Origin of the sequence: Alteromonas sp. W12 (genome assembly GCF_001924945.1) — a bacterium.
GTDB classification, from domain to species: Bacteria; Pseudomonadota; Gammaproteobacteria; order Enterobacterales; family Alteromonadaceae; genus Alteromonas; species Alteromonas macleodii.
This window is the reverse complement of the sequence record NZ_LQXH01000001.1, coordinates 623,649-644,600: the sequence shown is the minus strand read 5'-3', so window position 1 is coordinate 644,600 and position 20,952 is coordinate 623,649. Positions and strand designations below refer to the sequence as shown.

The window sequence follows — 20,952 nt, the reverse complement described above, 5'->3', positions numbered from 1 at the left end:
TATACAGAGAAATTTTACAACCTCTGAAAGTCAATTCTACGAAAGTTTAAATACAGAGTGAATTAAACGCTTTTAAGAATTAGCTGTAAAAGCAAAGATAAGCGGTAGGCGTAGACACTTTTACGTCAAAAGAAGCATCGGCGGGTACATTAAAGCTGCTGCCTGTAGCAAAAGATTGCCATTCGTCACTTCCCGGAAGCTTCACAACTAGCTCACCTTCAACCACTTTCATTAGCTCTTTTTGTGATGTAGAAAATGTATATTCACCCGGCGACATCACGCCCGAGGTGCAGGGGCCGTTTGCAGATTCAAACCCAATCGAGCTCACTTTATTGTCGAAATAATGGTTTACTTTAAAGCTCATAGCTACTCCTTTCATTGATGCAAGAGATGCTTTTCTAGCGTTTTTGCCAAATAAGCATATGGTTGTTGGCGGGCATGTCGATTATTTCTTGCAAGCTTAACTCGCCTGCCCAAGCAGTAAGCTCATTGATATCGCGGTAGCCACCATAACCACGCGCTAAAAGCGAAGTATGGAAGGCTTGGTTACTTTCAGAAGTAAACTTACCACTATGTGTAAAAGGGCCATACTGACAGAATACGCCCCCTTTGGGTAAGTGCAACGCTACTGATTCCATGAGTAGCTTCGCCTCTTCTTTTTGCATGATATGCGCGGTGTTTGCCGTAAAAATCCCGTCTATGTCGAGGTTGGGAAAGTCATCTTGCCCAACGGTGAATGCAATGGGAGGTTTCACATTCCCCGTATTTGAATCACTCAGCCACGCGGCAATGCCTTCGTGATAGTGTGGTTGGTCGCTTGTGTGCCAAATAAGATGGGGCAAATGCTCAGCCAAAAATACGGCGTGCTGACCTGTTCCACTCCCTATCTCTAATACCTGTCGGCAATTGGCAAATTTACGTTCAAGCACGCTCAAAATGGCGCGCTTGTTGTTCTCACAAGCCTGACTAAAAGGCTTTTCGATTTGCATACACGTTACCTGCCTAATCAGCATTAATCACTTAAGTTTGGACCCAACCACTTTTCAGCCTCTTCTAAGGTCCAGCCTTTACGTGTGGCGTAATCTTCTACTTGGTCGGCTTGAATTTTGGCGACAGCAAAGTATTTGGCATCAGGGTGAGCAAAATACCAACCCGATACTGACGCCCCCGGCCACATGGCGTAACTTTCCGTAAGCTTCATACCTGTATGCTGCTCTGCTGACAATAAATCCCAAATAAGCTGCTTTTCAGTATGCTCGGGACACGCGGCGTAGCCTGGTGCCGGTCGAATGCCTTGGTATTTTTCGCGAATAAGTTCTTCGTTACTTAGTGATTCGTCAGCGGCGTAACCCCAGTAATGCTTACGCACTTGCTCGTGCAGATATTCCGCAAACGCTTCGGCAAGCCTGTCTGCCACCGCTTTAACCATAATGCCGTTGTAGTCATCGCCAGTCTGAATATAGCTATCAGCAAGCTCGTCTTCACCTATACCGCCGGTGACGGCAAAAGCGCCCACATAATCATTTATGCCACTCGACTTTTCAGCTACAAAGTCTGCTAAACAATAATTAGCGAATTTGTCTTTTAGGGTTTGCTGACGCAAGTGATGGGCAACACCTTGAATCTGGTTTCTCGACTCATCGGTATAAATTTCAACATCGTCATCAACGCGGTTGGCAGGAAACAAGCCGATAACGCCTTTCGCCTGAAGGCTGTTCTCTTCGATAATTTTATCCAGCATGGCGTTGGCGTCGTTAAACAATGACTGTGCCTGCTCTCCCACCACCTCATCTTCAAGTATACGTGGGTACTTGCCTGCCAAAGACCAGGTTAAGAAAAATGGCGTCCAATCAATGTAGTTGCGCAGCGTAGCCAAATCGGCGGTTACCGGTGTTACACCTAGGTTCGCAGGCTTTACTGGTAAAGTCGTAAAATCTGGCTTAAAAGCGTTTTCTCTGGCTTGAGCTAATGTCACCGGCTTGCTGCGCGGCTTTTTACGGGCGTGCTGTTCACGTACCGTATCGTATTCTTTTGCCAATTCCTGCGCGTAAATCTCGCGGGACGTTTTGTTTAGAAGGCGCTGACATACGCCTACTGCTCTACTAGCATTTGGAACATAGGCTACAGGCGCATGGTAGTTTTGTTCAATTTTTACCGCAGTGTGCGCTTTAGACGTAGTCGCCCCGCCAATAAGCAGCGGGATATCAAAGCCCTGACGCTCCATTTCTTTGGCAACGTGAACCATTTCATCTAGTGAAGGTGTAATAAGGCCCGACAGGCCTATCATATCAACGTTTTCATCTTTAGCGGTTTGTAAGATTGTCGCCGCTGGCACCATTACGCCAAGATCAATCACTTCAAAGTTATTGCACTGAAGTACCACGCCTACGATATTTTTACCGATATCGTGAACGTCACCTTTTACCGTAGCGAGAAGAATTTTACCGTTGCTTTTCGCATCGTCTGACTTTTCTTCTTCAATGTATGGCTGTAAATGGGCTACCGCCTTTTTCATTACACGGGCCGATTTTACTACCTGAGGAAGAAACATTTTTCCTTCGCCGAACAAATCCCCTACTACGTTCATGCCGTCCATTAACGGCCCTTCAATAACATGTAACGGACGCTCAGCTTGTTGACGCGCTTCTTCAGTATCTTCAATGATGTAATCGGTAATGCCTTTAACAAGCGCATGCTCTAAGCGCTTATTCACTTCTTGCTCGCGCCAGGATAAATCTTCCTTTGCGGCCGCTTTACCGTCGCCTTGATAGTTCGGTGCAATATCGAGTAAGCGTTCAGTAGCATCACTTCTGCGGTTTAAAATCACGTCTTCAACCGCATCTCGAAGTTCAGCCGGTATTTCGTCATATACCTCTAGCTGACCTGCATTCACAATGGCCATATCCATACCGGCTCGAATAGCGTGATATAGGAATACCGAGTGCATAGCTTCACGTACCGGGTTGTTACCTCTGAACGAGAACGAAATATTAGAAAGACCGCCGGAAATATGAGAGTACGGGCAGGTTTTACGAATCTCACGGGTAGCTTCAATAAAATCAACCGCGTAGTTATCGTGCTCTTCAATACCCGTCGCTACTGCGAAAATGTTAGGGTCAAAAATAATATCTTCAGGTGGAAAGCCGACTTCTTCTGTCAGCAGCTTGTAGCTACGCTGACAAATCTCAACTTTGCGGGCTTGTGTATCGGCCTGACCAGTTTCGTCAAACGCCATCACTACGGTTGCTGCACCGTAGCGCTTTATTAGCTTGGCTTGGTTTAAGAAGAGCGCTTCCCCTTCTTTTAAGCTGATAGAGTTAACAATCGCTTTGCCCTGTACACACTTAAGCCCTGCTTCGATAACATCCCATTTAGACGAGTCAATCATAATGGGAACTCGGCTAATATCAGGCTCAGAGGCGATGAGGTTCAAAAAGGTGATCATGGCCTGCTTAGAATCAAGCATGGCCTCATCCATATTGATATCGATGATCTGCGCGCCGTTCTCTACTTGTTGCCTTGCGACATCAAGTGCAGTTTCATAATCACCTTCAAGAATAAGTCGTTTAAAACGAGCGGAGCCTGTTACGTTGGTACGCTCACCGATATTAATAAATGTAGAAAATTCTGCGCTCATAATGCCCTCCTAGTGTACAAACGGCTCTAGGCCTGACAAACGCATTTTGGGTTCAAACTGTGGCACTTTTCTTGGCGCAATTCCATTGACCGCGTTAGCAATATCGCGAATGTGTTCCGGCGTACTGCCGCAGCAGCCACCTACAATATTCACTAGCCCAGACTGCGCCCATTCTTTGATGTGCTCGGCCATTTCAGGGCCTTCCATGTCGTATTCACCAAACTCGTTGGGTAAACCAGCGTTAGGGTGCGCTGAAATTAAGCACTCACTAACAGAAGCCACTTCATCCACGTATTGGCGCAGTAAGTCTGGTCCAAGAGCACAGTTTAAGCCGAATGAGAATGGACTGATGTGTCGCATGGAATAATAAAACGCTTCCGCGGTTTGACCAGACAGCGTGCGCCCTGAGGCATCGGTAATCGTGCCAGACACCATAACGGGTAGCGATATACCCAGCTTTTCAAAAACCGACTCTACCGCATAGGCTGCCGCTTTCGCATTAAGTGTATCGAAGATGGTTTCCAGCATGATTAAATCTGCACCGCCTTCAATTAGCGCTTCGGTAGACTCGCTATACGCTTCCACGAGTTCGTCAAAAGTAACATTGCGTTTGCCTGGGTCGTTAACGTCAGGCGAAATTGAAGCAGTGCGATTTGTTGGGCCAAGTACACCTGCCACGAAACGGGGTTTGTCGGGTGTCTTTGCTGTGAACTCATCGGCAGCTTTACGTGCCAATTTAGCTGCAGCTAAATTAATATCACGGGATTGAGCCTGCATATCGTAATCTGCCATAGCGATAGTCGTAGCATTAAACGTATTCGTTTCAATAATGTCCGCACCAGCTTCAAAGTAATCACAGTGAATTTGATAGATGATATCGGGCTGAGTAAGAACCAACAAATCGTTGTTACCCTTAACATCGCAGTGCCAGTTGGCAAACTGTGTTCCGCGATAATCTTCTTCTTCTAACTTATGGCGCTGGATCATGGTGCCCATGGCGCCGTCTAATATAAGGATGCGCTTTTTAGCGGCTTCTGTAAGCGTTGCTTGCGCGCTAGAATTTGGTCTTTGGCTCACGTGCTACCTCTTTGGCTGTGACTTTTCAGCAAGCTGACTTAAATCGTAAGGCGTGGTCTGATAGACATAATAATTCAGCCAGTTTGTAAACAATAGGCTGCCGTGTGAGCGCCACTGTACAATAGGAGACTTGGCTGGATCATCCCCTTCAAAATAGTTTTTTGGAATTACTGGCGTTTGTCCCGCGGCAATATCTCGAAAATACTCGTCTTTAAGTGTATCTGGATCGTATTCCGGGTGACCCGTTACAAATACCATGCGCTTATCTTCTGACGCCACAATATAAGCGCCTACATCGTCAGACTCTGCAACAACACTAAGTCCATCGACGCTGTTATACAACGAGGTGTTAATATGCCCATAACGGGAATGTGGTGCGTAAAAAGAAGGATCAAAGCCTCTTAATAGCTCATTGTTCGGGTCATTCACTTTATGTTTAAAGACACCTGAAAACTTTTCGTCTCTAAGCTCTCGTGTAATGCCGTAAAAGTGATACATGGCGGCGTGAGCAGCCCAACATAAGTAAAGGGTTGAGTTCACGTGACGCTGCGCCCACTCCAATATGGTGGTCATGGTTTCCCAGTACTTTACTTCCTCGTAATCGATAAGCGCGAGAGGCGCACCGGTGACAATGAGGCCATCGTATTTCTTATTCGCTACCGCTGAAAAGTCGTGATAGAAAGCATCCATGTGCGATTGCGGGGTATTCTTCGGCGCTTGATTATCAATTCGAATTAAATCCACGTTTATTTGCAGTGGCGTGTTCGATAACAGGCGAAGTAACTGTACCTCGGTTTCTATCTTGTTCGGCATTAAATTAAGAATACCGACTTCAAGAGGACGAATATCCTGATTGGCAGCCCTGTCCATGTCCATGGTAAAAATATTTTCACCTAGTAGTACATTCTGCGCGGGTAATTGCTCAGGAATACGAATTGGCATAGAGGGCTCCAGTGATAAATTACAATATCTGTATTGTGTCTATAACTGGCGATATGTCAACATCTTTACGTCTAGACGTCTAAACGTTTTTTTCTCTGGTGCTCAAAAATACTAATTATTTTGTTTATGCACCATTACCAACATCTCAGCTTCGGCACGAGGAATGTCGCAGGCTTCAATAATTTCATCAATGCTAGCGCCTTGCTTGACTAAGTCCGCCGCACGCTGATATAGGCGTAGGGAAGGATCTTGAAGCTTGAGTTCTCGAAGCTGGTTTTCAATATCAGTTTGCTTTTCGTCTAACTCTTGAAGGTGTCGAGTGATCACCAAGGTGCGTGCTTGCGCCTCAGTTTGTTGATTATTTGCATTTTTAGCAAGGGCTTCAGTGCGGGCAATAGCCTCTGCGTTAGCATGTTCGCTTTCGCTTAATGCAGAACGCAACTGCTTAACGTGTGAATACAGCACACCCATCGCGGCGATGAGTATAACTACAAGAATACACAGTATGAGTTCTAATAAGGTAGGTGCAGCAAGCTGCCAATCCATGGACATAACCCTTGGGGAAATGTAGGCAGTATTATATTCAATACCGCCTATTCATTTATTTAGATGTTGCTAAGCTCATCCCACTCTTCGTCGCTTAACAATTTATTAAGATCTACAAGAATAAGCAGTTCGCCGTCGCGGTTACTTACACCTTGGATAAACTTAGCACTCTCTTCAGTACCTACGTTAGGGGCACTGTCAATCTCTGAAGATTTCAAGTAAACCACCTCAGCGACACTATCCACAAGAATACCAACCACCTGCTCGTCAGACTCAATAATAACGATACGGGTATTGTCAGTAATTTCTGTTGGCGGTAATCCGAAACGAGCACGTGTATCGATAACCGTTACTACGTTACCACGCAGATTGATAATACCAAGTACATAGTCAGGTGCACCGGGTACAGGGGCTATTTCGGTATAACGCAAGACCTCTTGAACTTGCATCACGTTGATACCGTAAGTTTCTTCACCTAAGCGATACGTTACCCATTGAAGGACTTCGTCGTTGCTGTCGGTGGCGTTATTATTTATTCTTTCGTCGCTCATGAACCTGGCTCCCAATACTATGGCGTCTGGTCGTTACTGCCTAAGCCTTTGTTAAGCATAGATATTAATTCTTCAACGTCAATTAACGCGCACATTTTTTCTTTAACCATCCCTGCTAACCAGGGACGCTTACCTGTGGACTCGCGCCATTTAACATCATCGGTAGTCAAATTGACCGTATTGACTAGCTTTTCACTAGCCAGACCCCACGCACTTTCCCCTAACATTATAAGATATCGGTAGTTAAGCGATTGTGCGAGGTTTTCGTCATATTTTTCTGGCATTACCCATTTTGCAGAGTCAACAACACTTAGTTTAGACTCTCTGTGCAACATTACACCCATAAACCAATCAGGTTTTCCAAATAAAGGGCCAATCTTCTCAATTTGGTGGATCCCACCTAGCGACGTCAAAGGCACCGCAAGTGTTAACCCTGCAACCTCAAAGAATAGCGCCTGAAAGCGAAAACCGAGAGTATCCTTTAGTGGAACTTTTGTTTTTTCAGCGCGGTTTAACGCAGCTTCTTGTTCATTTTCTACTAAAGTTTCTGCGTGAGACTGTTGCTGTTCATCTTCAATTGTCTCTGCTTTTTGCGTTTCAATTAACGATGTAACCTTTTCCGCTATCGCTTCTTGTTCATTCGATTGCGGCTCACTTTCATTGGCGGTAGAAGCAAGTGCCGTTTCAGCCATCTGCTGAGAAGCCTGCTCGAGCAATTTTGCCGTGCGCGCAGTCACATCTTCCGGTGCTTCTGGCTCTTTGAGGAGGCTATCAAGGTATGCCTCCATCACTTCTTCACGGGCAAAAGGCGATTGCTTGCTCATGTTCTCGTTATTTCTCCAATACCGCTAATAGTTTCTCGTACGCAGACACACCACGTGTTTTGGGGTACGCTGCGGAAATGGGAAGCTGTACTAAACTTGCATCCCTGAAGTGCGTGTCGACGGGAATAACCCCTTCCCACACGCGCTCACCATAGTCATTCATTAAGCGCTTTCGCGATGCAAGCGCCGCGTTAGTGCGCTTATCAAACATAGTTGGAATAATCACAGTATCAAAGGATTTGTCCAACGAACGTCCCATGATTTCCATGGTACGAATCATTCTGTCTAGCCCTTTAAGCGCCAGATATTCCGTTTGGGTAGGCACGATAACCTTGTCACACGCTGCAAGAGCGTTAACCATCAGCACCCCAAGCACTGGAGGGCAATCGATGATAGCAACATCAAATTCTCCTGCGATTTTTGCCAACGCTTTTTTTAGGACTAAGCCCATACCTTGTTCGCTACCCATCGTTCTATCTAAGGTCGCGAGCGCCATTGTTGCAGGAAGCACATATAAGTTGTCTAACTTTGTCGGGCACAGACAATCCATAACATTATCGGCCGTAATGTCATTAGACTTAATAAAAATATCGTAAACTGAATGACTTGACGCTTCTGCATCGATACCGAAGTAATAACTCAGCGATGCATGTGGATCAGTATCAATCATGAGCACTCGCTTGCCTTGCTGTGCAAGCAAGCCGCCAAGGCTCACCGTAGTGGTAGTCTTTCCTACACCACCTTTCTGATTCGCTACTGTCCACACTTTCATATTTGCTGTTCCATTACTGTTCAAACTGCTATCGCATTTCGGTTTGAACGCAACTGCTCATATCATCAATGTTTATATTTTTACTGGATATATTGGCAACGGCTACAGCTTGAGGCATACCATACACAACACAGGAATCTTGGTCTTGAGCCCAAATCGTTGCGCCTTTTTCCTTGAGCATTCGGCATCCTTCTCTGCCGTCAGCCCCCATACCCGTTAATATAATTCCTAATACATCCCCACCATAAGCTTTAGCCAGAGAACTGAAAGTGAGATCAACACTGGGCTTATAATTCACCTTGTCACTCGCACTTGCATCAACAATGGCAATGCGTTTATTCGCACCTATGGTTTCTAGCAACATTTGCTTCCCACCGGGAGCAAGATACGCATGACCTGGTTTTAAAATGTCGCCGTGCTCGGCTTCTTTTACTCTAATCTTACAGTTTGTGTCTAAACGCTGTGCAAATGCCGTAGTAAATGTTCCAGGCATGTGTTGTACAAGCAAAATGGGGTATGGAAACTCTGCAGGTAAAGGAGACAGCACCTTTTGAAGCGCCACAGGCCCGCCTGTAGAAGCCCCAATTGCCAAACACTTGTAGTGCTTTCCCGTCGCTCTTACAGACGAAACGGTTGGCTGTTTGGCTGCGTCTTTATGCCCTGATAGCAACCCTGATGTTTTAAAGAACGCCTGCTTTGGCGCATTATCAGGAAGCTTTCTTGCCTCTGTAGAGCGAAACGACGGACGCTTAAGACCAATACCACGACGCGCTATTAAGCGTACTTTTGTACACAACAAGCGCGATGCGTCTTTTCTGTCCTGCGCGATATCTTCAAATTTCTTCGGTAAGAAATCGAGCGCGCCCGCTTCTAACGCATCTAATGTCGCTTGCGCACCATGGTGCGTAAGCGAAGAAAACATAAGAATAGGTGTAGGCCGTTTGTCCATTATGGCCTTTACAGCTGAAATGCCGTCCATGACAGGCATTTCAACATCCATCGTTATCACATCCGGCTTAAGCGCTTCTGCTTTTTCAAGTGCATCGCGCCCATTTCTCGCTTCCCCAACAACTTCAAGTTCCCTATCGCCATCGAGTATTTCTTTTACTCGACGACGATAAAAAGTCGAGTCGTCCACGACAAGGACTTTAAAGACCATGGATTATTATTCCTGTTAATTCATCGCCTTACTTGATGGGTTTACGCGCATACCGTTTAAGCAGGCTCGGAATATCTAAAATTAGTGCAATTCCACCGTCTGATGTAATCGTGGCTCCCGCCATACCAGGCGTGCCTTGCAATAATGCATCAAGCGGTTTAATAACCACTTCTTCTTGGCCTATTAGCGCGTCTACTACGAATCCTACTTGTTGTGTACCAATTTGCACTACAACAACGTGTCCCTTTTCTCTATCGATGTTTTTGGGACCTCGAATCAACCATTCACCAAGGAAGAACAACGGAATTGCTTTTGAACGAACTATCATTGTTAGCTGGCCATCGACCGTGTTGGTCTTTTTGATGTCCATATTTATTATTTCGTTCACCGCACCCAATGGTAACGCAAAGGTTTGTTTGCCTACAACAATCATTAGCGTCGGAAGAATGGCTAGCGTTAGCGGAACTTTGATATCCAGTCGCGTGCCTTTTCCTAGCTGTGAATCAATGTTCACGGTGCCGTTGAGTTGGTTAATTTTGGTCTTAACCACGTCCATGCCCACACCGCGACCAGAAATATCACTAATTTCTGTTTTGGTTGAGAACCCTGGCGCGAATATCAAGTTAAACGCTTCAACATCCGACATACGTGCAGCTGCGTCTGCGTCTAGTACACCGCGACTAATGGCAATTTCTTTAAGCTTTTCAGGATCCATTCCTTTACCATCATCTTCGATGGTTAGAAGAATATGATCGCCTTCTTGAGATGCCGATAGCTGAACCGTACCCATGCGCGGTTTACCCGCTGCAGCACGATCATCAGGCATTTCAATACCATGGTCGACGGAGTTTCTCACCAAATGCACAAGTGGATCGGCCAGTGCTTCAACCAGGTTTTTGTCTAAATCAGTTTCCTCACCCACAAGCTCAAGGGTTATTTCTTTTTTCAAGCTTCTAGCGAGGTCTCGAACAACGCGAGGGAAACGACCAAACACCTTCTTGATAGGTTGCATGCGGGTTTTCATTACCGCACCTTGCAAGTCGCCCGTTACCACATCTAAGTTGGCAATGGCTTTGGACATGCTTTCGTCGTTACTGTTGATACCCAAGCTTATTAGTCTGTTTCTCACTAGTACGAGTTCACCCACCATGTTCATAATTTGGTCAAGGCGCTTGGTATCTACACGTACTGTAGTCTCAGCAGGAGGCGCAGCTGGTGCCGCCTTCTTCTCATCTTTTTTAGGCGCTGCTTTTGGTGCAGCAGGTGCGCTTGCTTTAGCTGGCGCTGCGGCGCTAGGAGCAGGCGTCGCTTTTGGCGCAGCTGGCGCTGCTTGTTTCGCTTTTTGAACCGCTTCTGTTGCTGCCTTATCTACAGGAGGCTCTGGCGCCTTTGAAACGGCTCCTTGCTTGGTAGGCCCTTGCCCTGAGCCATGCAGTTGGTCAAGCAGTGCTTCAAATTCGTCATCGGTGATTTCTTCATCACCAGCTGCACTCGGCGTAACTGGTGCTGGAGCTGGTGTATTTGCCGTTGGCGCAGCTTCTTCACCACCAAACTTGCCTTTGCCGTGTAAATCATCGAGCAACGCTTCAAATTCTTCGTCGGTAATATCGTCGTTATCACTAGCGGCAGCTGGTGCAGCAGCCTTTGCAGGTTCGCTTTTAGCCGCTGAGGACTGTCCTGGTGCCCCAGAGCCATGAAGCTCATCAAGCAGCGCTTCAAACTCATCTTCAGTGATTTCGTCAATACCGCCGCTATCACCAGAACTTGGTGCCTGTGCAGTAGGCTCTTCAACAACTAATTCTGGCTCTTCAATCGCGGGCTCAGGTTCTGACGCCGGCGCGCTTTGTTCACCAAAAATATTCTCATCTGGAGATTCCGGGCGACTTAGTTTGTGTAATAAGTCTACTAGGTGTGCATCTGCTGGCTCTAATGGATCCCGAGCTTTCACTCGTTCAAACATTTCAACCACCACATCTGTGGCTTGCAGAATAATATCCATCAGTTCAGGGGTTAGTGTTCGTTGACCGTTACGCATTACGTCAAAGACGTTTTCCGCTCCGTGACAAATTTCTACTAACTCGGTAAGAGACAGGAACCCTGCTCCCCCTTTAACTGTGTGATAACCACGGAAAATTGCATTCAGCAAATCCGCATCTTCAGGATTGTTCTCAAGATCAACGAGCTGTTCTTGTAATTGTTCAAGTATCTCTCCAGCCTCAACTAGAAAGTCCTGTAATATATCCTCGTCAACATCAAACGACATGCGCCCGCTCCCCTAAAAACCTAAGCTAGACAGAAGATCATCTACATCATCTTGGCCTGACACGACGTCGTCGCGCTTATCGGCATCAATGATAGGGCCTTCTGCCTCTACACCATCAACCTTATCGGCCTTAACGCTGGATGGTTTAGTTTGTTCTGCACCGTCGCGTTCACCAAACATGGTAAGCATGTTAACTAAGCTGTCTTCCACTTCTTTAACCAAGTCGATAACGCGGCGAATAACCTGACCAGTTAAGTCTTGATAACCTTGAGCCATCAATACTTCTGTAAGTAACTGTGTAAGTTTAGCTGACTGTGCCGAACCTTCTTCCAACAATTCGTCTAAGTCTGCGCATAAAGCCTTGAATTCACCCAACTCTATCTGGCGATTCATCAGCTTCTTCCACTCAGGCATAACCTTTTCAATGCGCGCCGACAGCATTTCAGCTATAGGCATACTCGCTTCAACGGCATCCATAGTAGTATTAGCAGCTTTTTCAGTTTCTTCAATTACGTAGGTTAGGCGGGATTGTGCATCGGGAATATCATCGGTCGCGAGATTTTTAATGCGGTCGTCTATTTGGAAATTATTCAGCGCGTCATGAAGCTGACGCGTCAGTTTCCCTACTTCGGCAAATAACTCAACGTTTTCTTTCATTGAGGCCGCTTCTAATAGGGCATTGGCTGAAGCGTTGTCACCCTCTTCAAGGTAGGTGACAAGCTGTTTTGCTTCTTCCAACGAAATTGGAACGTTTACATTCGTTGACATCCAGTAAACCTCATTTCTCTGGTGAGCGTCTGGATCAACCTAAACGTTCGAATATTTTATCTAATTTTTCTTTAAGTGTTGCTGCAGTGAACGGCTTAACAACGTAGCCATTAACACCTGCTTGCGCGGCGGCAACAATTTGCTCTTTCTTCGCTTCAGCAGTAACCATAAGTACTGGTAGGTGCTTGAGCTTGTCATCGGCTCTAATCGCGCGAAGCAAGTCAATACCCTGCATTCCAGGCATGTTCCAATCGGTAACTACGAAATCGAAATCACCTTGCTGCAACATAGGCAATGCAGTACTTCCGTCATCCGCTTCCTGGATGTTGGAAAAACCCAAATCTTTAAGTAGGTTTTTGATGATACGTCTCATGGTAGAAAAATCATCGACCACGAGAATTTTCATGCTTTTGTCCAAAATAGCCTCCAGTGAGGGGTTAATTGTTATTAATTTCTATTCTTCGTCAGCTTGCCACGACTTCATTCGTGATTTGAGTTTTAACATGGCCTGACTGTGAATTTGACTGACTCTCGATTCACTTACATCAAGAACCTCACCAATTTCTCTTAGGTTCAGCTCTTCATCATAATACAGCGAAAGTACAATCGCTTCTCTTTCAGGTAATGTCGTAATTGCATGGGCAAGCGCTTTTTGGAAAGCGCCTTGCATCAAATCTTCCAGTGGTGCGTCGCTACCTCGATTTTGCTCTGTCGAAATAACATCTTCTGACACACCTAAATCTTCAATACCTACCAGCTTTCCGGCATTTACTTCATTAAGCATTTGGTGATAGTCCTGCAAGCTTACATTAAGCTTATCAGCAATATCAGAATCTCTAGCATCGCGGCCTGTTTCGCTTTCTACTTGCGAAATTGCTTCAGTGATCGCTCGGCCATTTCGGTGGACTGAACGCGGTGTCCAATCCCCTTTGCGAATTTCATCTAGCATAGCACCGCGAATGCGAATACCGGCAAACGTTTCAAAGCTGGCTCCTTTTGAACCATCAAAGTTTCGTGCGGCTTCTAATAATCCAATCATGCCTGATTGAATTAAATCGTCTACGAGAACACTAGCCGGCAATCGCGCTATCAAGTGATGCGCTATACGCTTAACCAATGGCGCATGTCTTTCGACTAACTGCGCTTTATCGGTTTGTTGTTGATAAGCGGCTGCCTTGCTGTTCAACGCTGACTTCCTACGGCTTTTTCTGCAACTAACTGTTCAATAAAGAACTCTAAATGGCCACCTGGCTGCGCTGGAATAGGCCATGTTAAGGCTTTACTCGCCAACTGTGTTATTGCAACGGCTGCAGGTGAACCTGGGTAAGCATCGACAATGGCTGTTTGTTTACGCACTGCTTTACGAATGTTCTCGTCAAACGGTACTGTCGCCACTAATTCTAGTGCAACATCTAAAAAACGCCCTGTCACTTTGCTTAATTTACTAAATAACTCTTGGCCTTCTCGCACGTCGCGCACCATATTAGCCACAACTTTGAAGCGGAAAACACCGTGCTCTCTATTCAGAATTTTTATCAATGCATACGCATCTGTCAATGAGGTAGGCTCGTCACACACAACGACCATGATGTCTTGTGAGGCTTTTGAAAAGCTCAACACCATGTCTGAAATACCTGCCGCTGTATCAACGATAAGCACGTCAATCTGCGAGCGCAGCTCACTAAAGGCACGAATTAGGCCAGCGTGTTGCGTTGGCGACAATTCTGCCATCGACTGCGTGCCTGATGTGGCAGGGGCAATCTTTATTCCGTGCGGACCGGTCACTAGTACTTCATCAAGTGTACATTCGCCGGAAAGCACGTGGGATAAGTTTTTCTCAACACGCAAACCTAACATAACGTCTACGTTAGCAAGACCGAGGTCCGCATCGAGAACCATTACACGTTTACCTTGCTTCGCCATGGCGATAGCGGTGTTCAATGTAATGTTTGTTTTACCTACGCCACCTTTGCCACCGGTGACGGCGATTACTTTGATTAACCGTGATTGCTTCATTTTTCTTAAGCTACTCGCTTGGTCGTCAATCATACTGCTTATGCTGTTTTAATTGCGTTGTTACCACTAGTATGATTCAAACCGTACTTTTTATAAAGCTTTGCAGCAGCGGAAACCAAAGATTTCGCTTCTGCAATCTTAATGTCTTCAGGTACTTTTTGACCATCGGTGACATAACTAACCGGTAATTGGTATTCAACCGCTGCACTAAGCACCTCTCCTAAAGAGTAGCACTCATCTAACTTTGTGAAAATACAGCCACTTAGTTCAATATCATCATACGCTTGAATGATTCTCTGCAAAGCAGGATATTGCGTATTTGCTTGCGCTACCAAATATTTTTTAACATTTGGCATTTGTCCGTTATCAAACTGCTTAATTTGTTTAATTAATCGACTGTCTCTTTGACTAAATCCAGCCGTATCAATCAATACTAGTCGCTTATGACGAAGTTGGAATAATAAATCCGCAAGTTCTTCACTAGTCTGCGCTTTTCTCACCGTGCAGCCAATAATCTTTCCGTATGTCGCTAGCTGCTCATAGGCGGCAATTCTATACGTATCGATGGTAATCATCGCAACCGACTCTGCACCGTATTTTTGCGCATAGCGGGCAGCAAGTTTCGCAACGGTAGTTGTTTTACCGGTACCTGTTGGTCCTACTAATGCAACAGCACCTTGTGCGCTAAGTATATCGTTTCCTGTCACATTTATGCGATTAGCCAATAGGTTAAGAAGATATACCCATGCATCTCGTTCGTTGTAATGTGACGGCGTATAGCTAATAAGCTGTTTCGCTAACGCGTTGCTTAACCCCATATCGGTTAAACGGGTGATTAGATATTGATGAACAGGTTTTTGACGTTTGTTTTTAGCTTCCATCAAGTCGGCCACTTGATATTGCAATACATCGCGAAGAGACGCTAGCTCTTCCTTGATTTGCGCAAGCTCCGCTGACTGCGTCACAGCGGTATCATCCATACTCGACGCTTGATGCTCTGGGAAAGCGTTCTGACGAACTGGTTCATGAGAAGACTGCTGGGCTTCTACGTCGTCAATAAAGGCTTCTGAGAAGTCTAAGTGCGAAGCAATTTCATTGGCGTGCTTAGCATTTGCTGTCATTGGTTGGTTAGGTTGCGCGGGACTCGCTACGCCATTATTTCCACCGTGCTGCTTTTCTAGCAGTGCTTTAAGGCTATCAGGACCGTCGTCACCAATGATTTCGCTCAAGCTAGGCACTGCCTTTTGACCAGGTGTTTTTGCAGCGGCTTGTGGAGACGCTTTCGGCGTAAACAACTTCGCTTCAGGTTCTTTGTCGTAGGCTGCGACAAGCTCAATACCGTCAGCGACTTTGCGATTTGACATGATCACAGCGTCACTGCCCAATTCAGCTTTAACTTGGCTTAACGCCTCACGCATATCTTTGCCGAAGAAACGTCTAATTTTCATTGCAACCTCTCCAATCACCCAGTGTCAGATTATTGACCGACCGAACTGACTATTTTTATTTGTTTGTCGTCAGGCACTTCTTGGTAAGACAGAACATGAAGCCCAACAACCGAATATTTTAAGAAGCGAGACAGAACGGGTCGTAGCATGCCTGAGGTAAGGAGTACTGCAGGCTCTCCTTCTAACTCTTGCTGCTGACTGGCTTGCTGCAATGATTTTTGCAGCTTGTCTGCCAGACCTGGTTCTATGCCAGCGCCATCTTCGCCACCTGCTTGAAGTGACTGGTGCAACATCTGTTCCAACTCTGGCGCCAAGGTTATGACAGGTATCTCTTTTGCACCTTGAGTAATTTCTTGGACAATTAAACGTTTAAGGGCAATACGCACTGCAGACACTAAAACATCGGGGTCTTGGCTGCGCGTGCCGTACTCACTGAGTGTTTGAACGATTGTACGCATATCGCGAATAGGCACGCCTTCAAACAATAAGGTTTGCAGTACTTTCACGACGGTGCTTAGCGGAAGAATGTCTGGTACTAATCCTTCAACCAGTTTCGGATGCTGCTTGGCAAGCATATCAAGAAGTTGTTGAGCTTCCTCGTGCCCTAATAATTGATATGCATTGTTAGAGAGTAATTGGCTTAAATGGGTCGCTACAACGGTCGCAGCGTCTACTACTGTGTACCCAAGGGTTTGTGCATGCTCCCGTTTATTGGGCTTAATCCATACTGCGTCTAAGCCGAACGCGGGGTCTTTAGTGGCACGCCCTTCTAATTTACCGAACACTTGCCCTGGATTAATAGCAAGTTCTTCATCGTGACTGATGATGGAATCGCCTATCGTTACGCCTAGCATAGCGATGATGTAAGTGTTGGGCTCTAAATCCAAGTTATCGCGAATGTGGACAGGCGGAATAAGGAAACCCAGTTCTTGCGATAGTTTCTTACGTACGCCTTTAATGCGCGTCAACAACTCGCCACCTTGGGATTTATCGACAAGAGGAATTAAGCGATAGCCCACTTCCAATCCGATGGTATCTACCTGCTGAACATCATCCCAGCCAAGCTCTTTCACTTCAGGCGCAACCGATTCATCTTTTACCACATTGTCTGGCACTTTGGGCTCTGCGGCCTTTCTCTTTTCTTGGACCGACTGCCAGTAAGCAAAGCCTGCAATCAAGAATGAGAACCCTAAGAATGCGATATGAGGCATCCCAGGAATGATACCCATCACAAATAGAACCCCCGAGGCTATATAGAGGGCTTGATTATTACCAAGCTGACCGCGGATTTCTTTGCCCATTTCCTGGGTCTCGTTTTCACGAGTAACGATAATGGCTGTAGCGACCGAAAGTAACAATGAAGGAATTTGCGCCACCAAACCATCACCGATGGTCAATATGGTGTAGATTTCTATAGCGTTACCGAATGAAAGCCCGTGCTGAATCATGCCAATAAAAAGACCACCGACAATATTAATCAGCATGATGAAAAGGCCTGCGACCGCATCACCCTTTACAAATTTTGACGCACCGTCCATCGACCCGTAAAAATCCGCTTCTGCGGTAATCTCTTCACGGCGTTTACGTGCTTGGTCTTGATCTATATACCCTGCATTTAAATCAGCATCTATGGCCATTTGCTTACCAGGCATAGCATCTAACGTAAAGCGAGCGCTTACTTCTGAAATACGTCCTGCGCCTGCGGTTACAACTTTGAAGTTGATAATAAGAAGAATGGCGAAAACAACAATACCTACGGCGTAGTTACCACCAATCACGACCTCACCGAAGGCTTCGATAACTTTACCTGCTGCATCGCCGCCTTCATGTCCGTAAAGTAAAACAACGCGAGTAGAAGCCACGTTAAGCGCTAGTCTCAAAACGGTAGCGATAAGTAACACCAAGGGGAAAATGCCGAAATCTACTGGACGCTGGGTAAGTACAGCCACCAAGATAATGACTAGCGACAACGCAATATTAAAGCTAAACAGCACGTCCAGTAAGAATGGCGGCATAGGCAATATAACCATGCCCATAATTGCTAAAAGGACGATGGGTGCGCCTAAACCACTGGTAAAATTTTGCAGCTGATTTTTATCGAATCGCTGAAGATAACCGGATAACTGCATGGCTTGGTGTCTCTCTATCAGAAAATTGACGCTTTATGTGAATCTTCTAGTGAGTTTTCAACTAACGTGCCAGCTTTGTGTTTTACGCAAAAGTTATCCAAATCTGAGCTGTAATCATGCGTGATTACTGTCTACAGTGACTTGTATAGAGCGATTAAGATTTTGTATCCGAGGGACATACGAACAGTTTATAATTACGTCACTATTCCTAGGGCCTACTCTTCGTTTTAAAAGGATTATTCATGGTAGTACTACAAAACCGTGTTGCAACGTTTTGTTGGGTCAGCCTTGTCATCATGCTGACTTTTAGTCATGTAGCTCATGCATCTAAACAACCTAACTTACGACAGCGTGTGGAGAATTTGCTAGTTGATTCAGTGGAGATATACGGTTCACAAAATAGTAACCCATCTCGTGTGCACAATAGAGTTTTGGTAAGCGAGGTCTACACTCAACAGGGCTACCAGCTTATATGGTTTGGTACTAGTGATGCTGAAAACCGTCTTCAGGAACTCCTCCATGAAATTGCTGATTCAGAGTTACATGGCTTCTCGCCCGAGTATTACCACGCATCTATGCTCGAAAGTCGCGACGCCAATACGGCACTCTTAGATGTACTAGCAACCGATGCCTTCATCAGTCAAACTCTGCATCGATTAAATGGGCTTGTTAGCCCCGCCAATGCAGATTCGCAGTGGTTCCTTAAGCAAAGAGAAGCGGATCCTGTGGCATCGCTAAATCACGCATTAACTAACGGTGTTTCTGCAACATTGCGGGCCATGTGGCCATCACACCATGAATACCAGTTACTGTTAGAAAAAAAGCGTAGTTTACTCACGGCAGTTTCTACAGTTACCACACAAATTCCAGTTGGCCCAACACTTAAGCTGAACTCAACGAGCGAAAGAGTTGTGTTGCTGAAGTCTCGTCTTTTAGGGCCAGGCACCTATTCAGAGTTATTCGATAAAGATTTACTGGACGCGGTTAAGCAGTTTCAGATGTCTGCGGGCTTAGAGCCAGATGGTATTGTGGGAAGTTCCACTTTAGAAGCATTAAATGCCACCACGTTTTCTTGGTTAGAAAGAATCGATGCAAACTTAGAGCGTTGGCGCTGGCTTCCTCATCAAACTTGGTCGACATATTTACGCGTTAACATTGCGTCGTTTCAGTTGAGAGGGTTTACTGAAGGTGAAGAAACACTGGGAATGCCTGTGATTGTCGGTACACCAGTGAGACAAACGCCCGTTTTCGCTGAATCAATGAAGTATATGGTGTTTAACCCCTACTGGACCGTGCCTTTCAGTATAGCCACTAAAGACAAGCTGGCGAAATTAAAAACCAATCCTTCTTTATTGGTTGAGCAAGGTTACGAAGCCCAGCCCGCCGGCGTCAGCGGCTTCAGCCCTGTCGATAAGTTTGATTGGACAAATGTTAGCCGTGGTACGTTTCACTATACACTCAGACAAAAGCCCGGGCCGCACAATGCCCTTGGTAAAGTGAAATTCATGCTTCCAAATAAGCATGCCATTTATCTTCACGACACGCCCGATCACAGCCTTTTTTCGAAATTAGAAAGGAACTTCAGCTCTGGCTGTATCAGAGTCTCTAATCCTTTGAAGCTGTCTCAATGGGTACTCACTCATTCAGGCCAGACAGAGTCAATACCGCAAGCTGAGCAATTACTTCAAAGTGAAGAGACCAGTACACTGTATTTGAAGAAACCGATACCGGTTCTTATTGTGTACTTCACAGCGTTTGCAGATGAAGCAGGAACCATTGTATTTCGCCGCGATGCATACAATCGGGACAGCCATATTATTGAGAAGTTGAAGGAGTTTAAACGTGCGTAAGTGTTTGTTAGTGCTGATTGCTCTTTTAACTGTAGTGCGCGCCGGTGATGCGTGCTCCTTTGACAATGACATGCTCAACTCTAAGCTTGCTATTAATGGAAATATGGTTCCCTACCCTATTTTCTCTATTTTTGTAATGCCGAATAAAACGTTCACTGTTGAGTTTGACAACAAAAGCCATACTGGGAACTTTCAATTTCACCATGCGAACGGTGAAGCACTAAAGACGAGTTCGAACCTTCCAATAGTTAGCGGGGTTGTGGGGAAAGCGCCAATAATGGCACCTAAGAAATCAGGGCACTATGTACTTAAAACCACCAACGCGCAGTCAGGTGAAACTGCGACGCTCAACGTCTTTGTGATGACATCTTTGGAAAAGGTAGACAAAACAGGTAAGTTAAACGGCTACACAATTGGTAAATATCCTGATAAGCCTTTAAAAGACAATCCCATTTATTTACCCCCATCAGGACTTATTGAAGTATCGCCAGAACAAACGGACGTAAGGTTGTCGCCCAATTTCACCCTAGGTCAATTTCTATCCAAGCAGCAACAAGGATTTCCCAAATATGTACATTTGCGAGCAGGCCTTTTGTTGAAACTGGAAAAAATACTGCACACCTTAAATGACGAAGGGCATGCTGTTGAAGGATTAACCATAATGAGTGGATATCGCACTCCGTTCTACAACAAAGCTATTGGCAATGTTCAGTACAGCCGTCACGTTTGGGGTGGCGCAGCGGATTTCTATATCGATCAGTCACCGAAAGATGGGGCGATGGATGACCTCAATAAAGACGGTGTGGTAAACCGCGAAGATGCGGTATGGCTCGCGAACTTTATATCAAACATGTCTAAACAAGGCGCTTTCGGTCCAAGAGTCGGTGGGCTTGGTATTTACGGTGCTAATGCGGCGCACGGGCCTTTTGTTCATGTGGATGTGAGAGGAACCCTAGCGCGCTGGTAGAAT

19 protein-coding genes are annotated in these 20,952 nt (G+C 45.7%); 2 read left to right on the top strand and 17 right to left on the bottom strand.

Annotated elements, in window-relative coordinates; genetic code table 11:
- Positions 1-79: 79 nt before the first annotated feature.
- The 17 genes from ppnP to flhA all read right to left on the bottom strand — a co-directional run bounded on the left by ppnP (position 80) and on the right by flhA (position 18,132).
- Positions 80-364, bottom strand: a complete 285-nt coding sequence (gene ppnP / locus AWH61_RS02625) for a pyrimidine/purine nucleoside phosphorylase (protein ID WP_039224887.1) — start codon at positions 362-364, stop codon at positions 80-82.
- A 34-nt stretch (positions 365-398) separates the two neighbouring features.
- Complete coding sequence (locus AWH61_RS02620; RefSeq protein ID WP_061485050.1) at positions 399-989, bottom strand: DUF938 domain-containing protein; 591 nt, start codon at positions 987-989, stop codon at positions 399-401.
- A 23-nt stretch (positions 990-1,012) separates the two neighbouring features.
- Positions 1,013-3,637: a methionine synthase gene (gene metH / locus AWH61_RS02615; RefSeq protein WP_075176152.1), complete on the bottom strand. Its 2,625-nt coding sequence runs from the start codon at positions 3,635-3,637 to the stop codon at positions 1,013-1,015.
- A gap of 9 nt (positions 3,638-3,646) precedes the next feature.
- Entirely contained in the window at positions 3,647-4,714 is a 1,068-nt protein-coding gene (locus AWH61_RS02610; protein ID WP_075176151.1) for a homocysteine S-methyltransferase family protein, read from the bottom strand.
- A gap of 3 nt (positions 4,715-4,717) precedes the next feature.
- Positions 4,718-5,656, bottom strand: a complete 939-nt coding sequence (gene metA / locus AWH61_RS02605; RefSeq protein ID WP_039224879.1) for a homoserine O-acetyltransferase MetA — start codon at positions 5,654-5,656, stop codon at positions 4,718-4,720.
- A 111-nt stretch (positions 5,657-5,767) separates the two neighbouring features.
- A complete protein-coding gene (locus AWH61_RS02600; RefSeq protein WP_075176150.1) occupies positions 5,768-6,202 on the bottom strand; it encodes a DUF2802 domain-containing protein in 435 nt (144 codons plus the stop codon).
- A 59-nt stretch (positions 6,203-6,261) separates the two neighbouring features.
- Positions 6,262-6,753 carry a chemotaxis protein CheW gene (locus AWH61_RS02595; RefSeq protein WP_014948654.1) on the bottom strand — a complete coding sequence of 164 codons (492 nt, stop codon included), beginning with the start codon at positions 6,751-6,753 and terminating at the stop codon, positions 6,262-6,264.
- Positions 6,754-6,770: 17 nt separating this feature from the next.
- A complete protein-coding gene (locus AWH61_RS02590) occupies positions 6,771-7,577 on the bottom strand; it encodes a chemotaxis protein CheW (RefSeq protein WP_014948653.1) in 807 nt (268 codons plus the stop codon).
- Positions 7,578-7,584: 7 nt separating this feature from the next.
- Positions 7,585-8,349, bottom strand: a complete 765-nt coding sequence (locus tag AWH61_RS02585) for a ParA family protein (protein ID WP_014948652.1) — start codon at positions 8,347-8,349, stop codon at positions 7,585-7,587.
- 28 nt (positions 8,350-8,377) lie between these two features.
- On the bottom strand, positions 8,378-9,508 hold the full coding sequence (locus AWH61_RS02580; protein WP_014948651.1) for a protein-glutamate methylesterase/protein-glutamine glutaminase: 1,131 nt from the start codon (positions 9,506-9,508) through the stop codon (positions 8,378-8,380).
- Between the two features lie 28 nt (positions 9,509-9,536).
- Positions 9,537-11,771: a chemotaxis protein CheA gene (locus tag AWH61_RS02575; protein WP_075176149.1), complete on the bottom strand. Its 2,235-nt coding sequence runs from the start codon at positions 11,769-11,771 to the stop codon at positions 9,537-9,539.
- 12 nt (positions 11,772-11,783) lie between these two features.
- Positions 11,784-12,539 carry a protein phosphatase CheZ gene (locus tag AWH61_RS02570; RefSeq protein ID WP_014948650.1) on the bottom strand — a complete coding sequence of 252 codons (756 nt, stop codon included), beginning with the start codon at positions 12,537-12,539 and terminating at the stop codon, positions 11,784-11,786.
- A 34-nt stretch (positions 12,540-12,573) separates the two neighbouring features.
- On the bottom strand, positions 12,574-12,957 hold the full coding sequence (gene cheY, locus AWH61_RS02565; protein WP_012517682.1) for a chemotaxis response regulator CheY: 384 nt from the start codon (positions 12,955-12,957) through the stop codon (positions 12,574-12,576).
- Between the two features lie 36 nt (positions 12,958-12,993).
- Positions 12,994-13,725: an RNA polymerase sigma factor FliA gene (locus AWH61_RS02560; RefSeq protein ID WP_014948649.1), complete on the bottom strand. Its 732-nt coding sequence runs from the start codon at positions 13,723-13,725 to the stop codon at positions 12,994-12,996.
- Positions 13,722-14,588, bottom strand: a complete 867-nt coding sequence (locus tag AWH61_RS02555) for a MinD/ParA family protein (RefSeq protein ID WP_014948648.1) — start codon at positions 14,586-14,588, stop codon at positions 13,722-13,724. The genes AWH61_RS02560 and AWH61_RS02555 overlap by 4 nt, the downstream gene beginning before the upstream one ends.
- A 5-nt stretch (positions 14,589-14,593) precedes the next feature.
- Entirely contained in the window at positions 14,594-16,003 is a 1,410-nt protein-coding gene (gene flhF / locus AWH61_RS02550) for a flagellar biosynthesis GTPase FlhF (RefSeq protein WP_061485040.1), read from the bottom strand.
- A gap of 29 nt (positions 16,004-16,032) precedes the next feature.
- Entirely contained in the window at positions 16,033-18,132 is a 2,100-nt protein-coding gene (gene flhA, locus AWH61_RS02545) for a flagellar biosynthesis protein FlhA (protein ID WP_075176148.1), read from the bottom strand.
- A gap of 242 nt (positions 18,133-18,374) precedes the next feature.
- Between flhA and AWH61_RS02540 the strand changes: the two genes are divergently transcribed.
- Complete coding sequence (locus AWH61_RS02540; RefSeq protein ID WP_075176147.1) at positions 18,375-19,982, top strand: L,D-transpeptidase family protein; 1,608 nt, start codon at positions 18,375-18,377, stop codon at positions 19,980-19,982.
- Positions 19,975-20,949, top strand: a complete 975-nt coding sequence (locus AWH61_RS02535; RefSeq protein ID WP_075176146.1) for a D-Ala-D-Ala carboxypeptidase family metallohydrolase — start codon at positions 19,975-19,977, stop codon at positions 20,947-20,949. The genes AWH61_RS02540 and AWH61_RS02535 overlap by 8 nt, the downstream gene beginning before the upstream one ends.
- Positions 20,950-20,952: the final 3 nt, after the last annotated feature.

What these genes read in the sequence shown, in the direction of transcription:
- AWH61_RS02595 (WP_014948654.1), bottom strand. Translation starts at nt 6,753, where the DNA reads ATGAGCGACGAAAGAATAAATAATAACGCCACCGACAGCAACGACGAA.
- AWH61_RS02580 (WP_014948651.1), bottom strand. Translation starts at nt 9,508, where the DNA reads ATGGTCTTTAAAGTCCTTGTCGTGGACGACTCGACTTTTTATCGTCGT.
- metH (WP_075176152.1), bottom strand. Translation starts at nt 3,637, where the DNA reads ATGAGCGCAGAATTTTCTACATTTATTAATATCGGTGAGCGTACCAAC.
- AWH61_RS02540 (WP_075176147.1), top strand. Translation starts at nt 18,375, where the DNA reads ATGGTAGTACTACAAAACCGTGTTGCAACGTTTTGTTGGGTCAGCCTT.
- AWH61_RS02590 (WP_014948653.1), bottom strand. Translation starts at nt 7,577, where the DNA reads ATGAGCAAGCAATCGCCTTTTGCCCGTGAAGAAGTGATGGAGGCATAC.
- AWH61_RS02575 (WP_075176149.1), bottom strand. Translation starts at nt 11,771, where the DNA reads ATGTCGTTTGATGTTGACGAGGATATATTACAGGACTTTCTAGTTGAG.
- flhA (WP_075176148.1), bottom strand. Translation starts at nt 18,132, where the DNA reads ATGCAGTTATCCGGTTATCTTCAGCGATTCGATAAAAATCAGCTGCAA.
- AWH61_RS02600 (WP_075176150.1), bottom strand. Translation starts at nt 6,202, where the DNA reads ATGGATTGGCAGCTTGCTGCACCTACCTTATTAGAACTCATACTGTGT.
- AWH61_RS02620 (WP_061485050.1), bottom strand. Translation starts at nt 989, where the DNA reads ATGCAAATCGAAAAGCCTTTTAGTCAGGCTTGTGAGAACAACAAGCGC.
- metA (WP_039224879.1), bottom strand. Translation starts at nt 5,656, where the DNA reads ATGCCAATTCGTATTCCTGAGCAATTACCCGCGCAGAATGTACTACTA.
- ppnP (WP_039224887.1), bottom strand. Translation starts at nt 364, where the DNA reads ATGAGCTTTAAAGTAAACCATTATTTCGACAATAAAGTGAGCTCGATT.
- AWH61_RS02585 (WP_014948652.1), bottom strand. Translation starts at nt 8,349, where the DNA reads ATGAAAGTGTGGACAGTAGCGAATCAGAAAGGTGGTGTAGGAAAGACT.
- AWH61_RS02555 (WP_014948648.1), bottom strand. Translation starts at nt 14,588, where the DNA reads ATGATTGACGACCAAGCGAGTAGCTTAAGAAAAATGAAGCAATCACGG.
- flhF (WP_061485040.1), bottom strand. Translation starts at nt 16,003, where the DNA reads ATGAAAATTAGACGTTTCTTCGGCAAAGATATGCGTGAGGCGTTAAGC.
- AWH61_RS02570 (WP_014948650.1), bottom strand. Translation starts at nt 12,539, where the DNA reads ATGTCAACGAATGTAAACGTTCCAATTTCGTTGGAAGAAGCAAAACAG.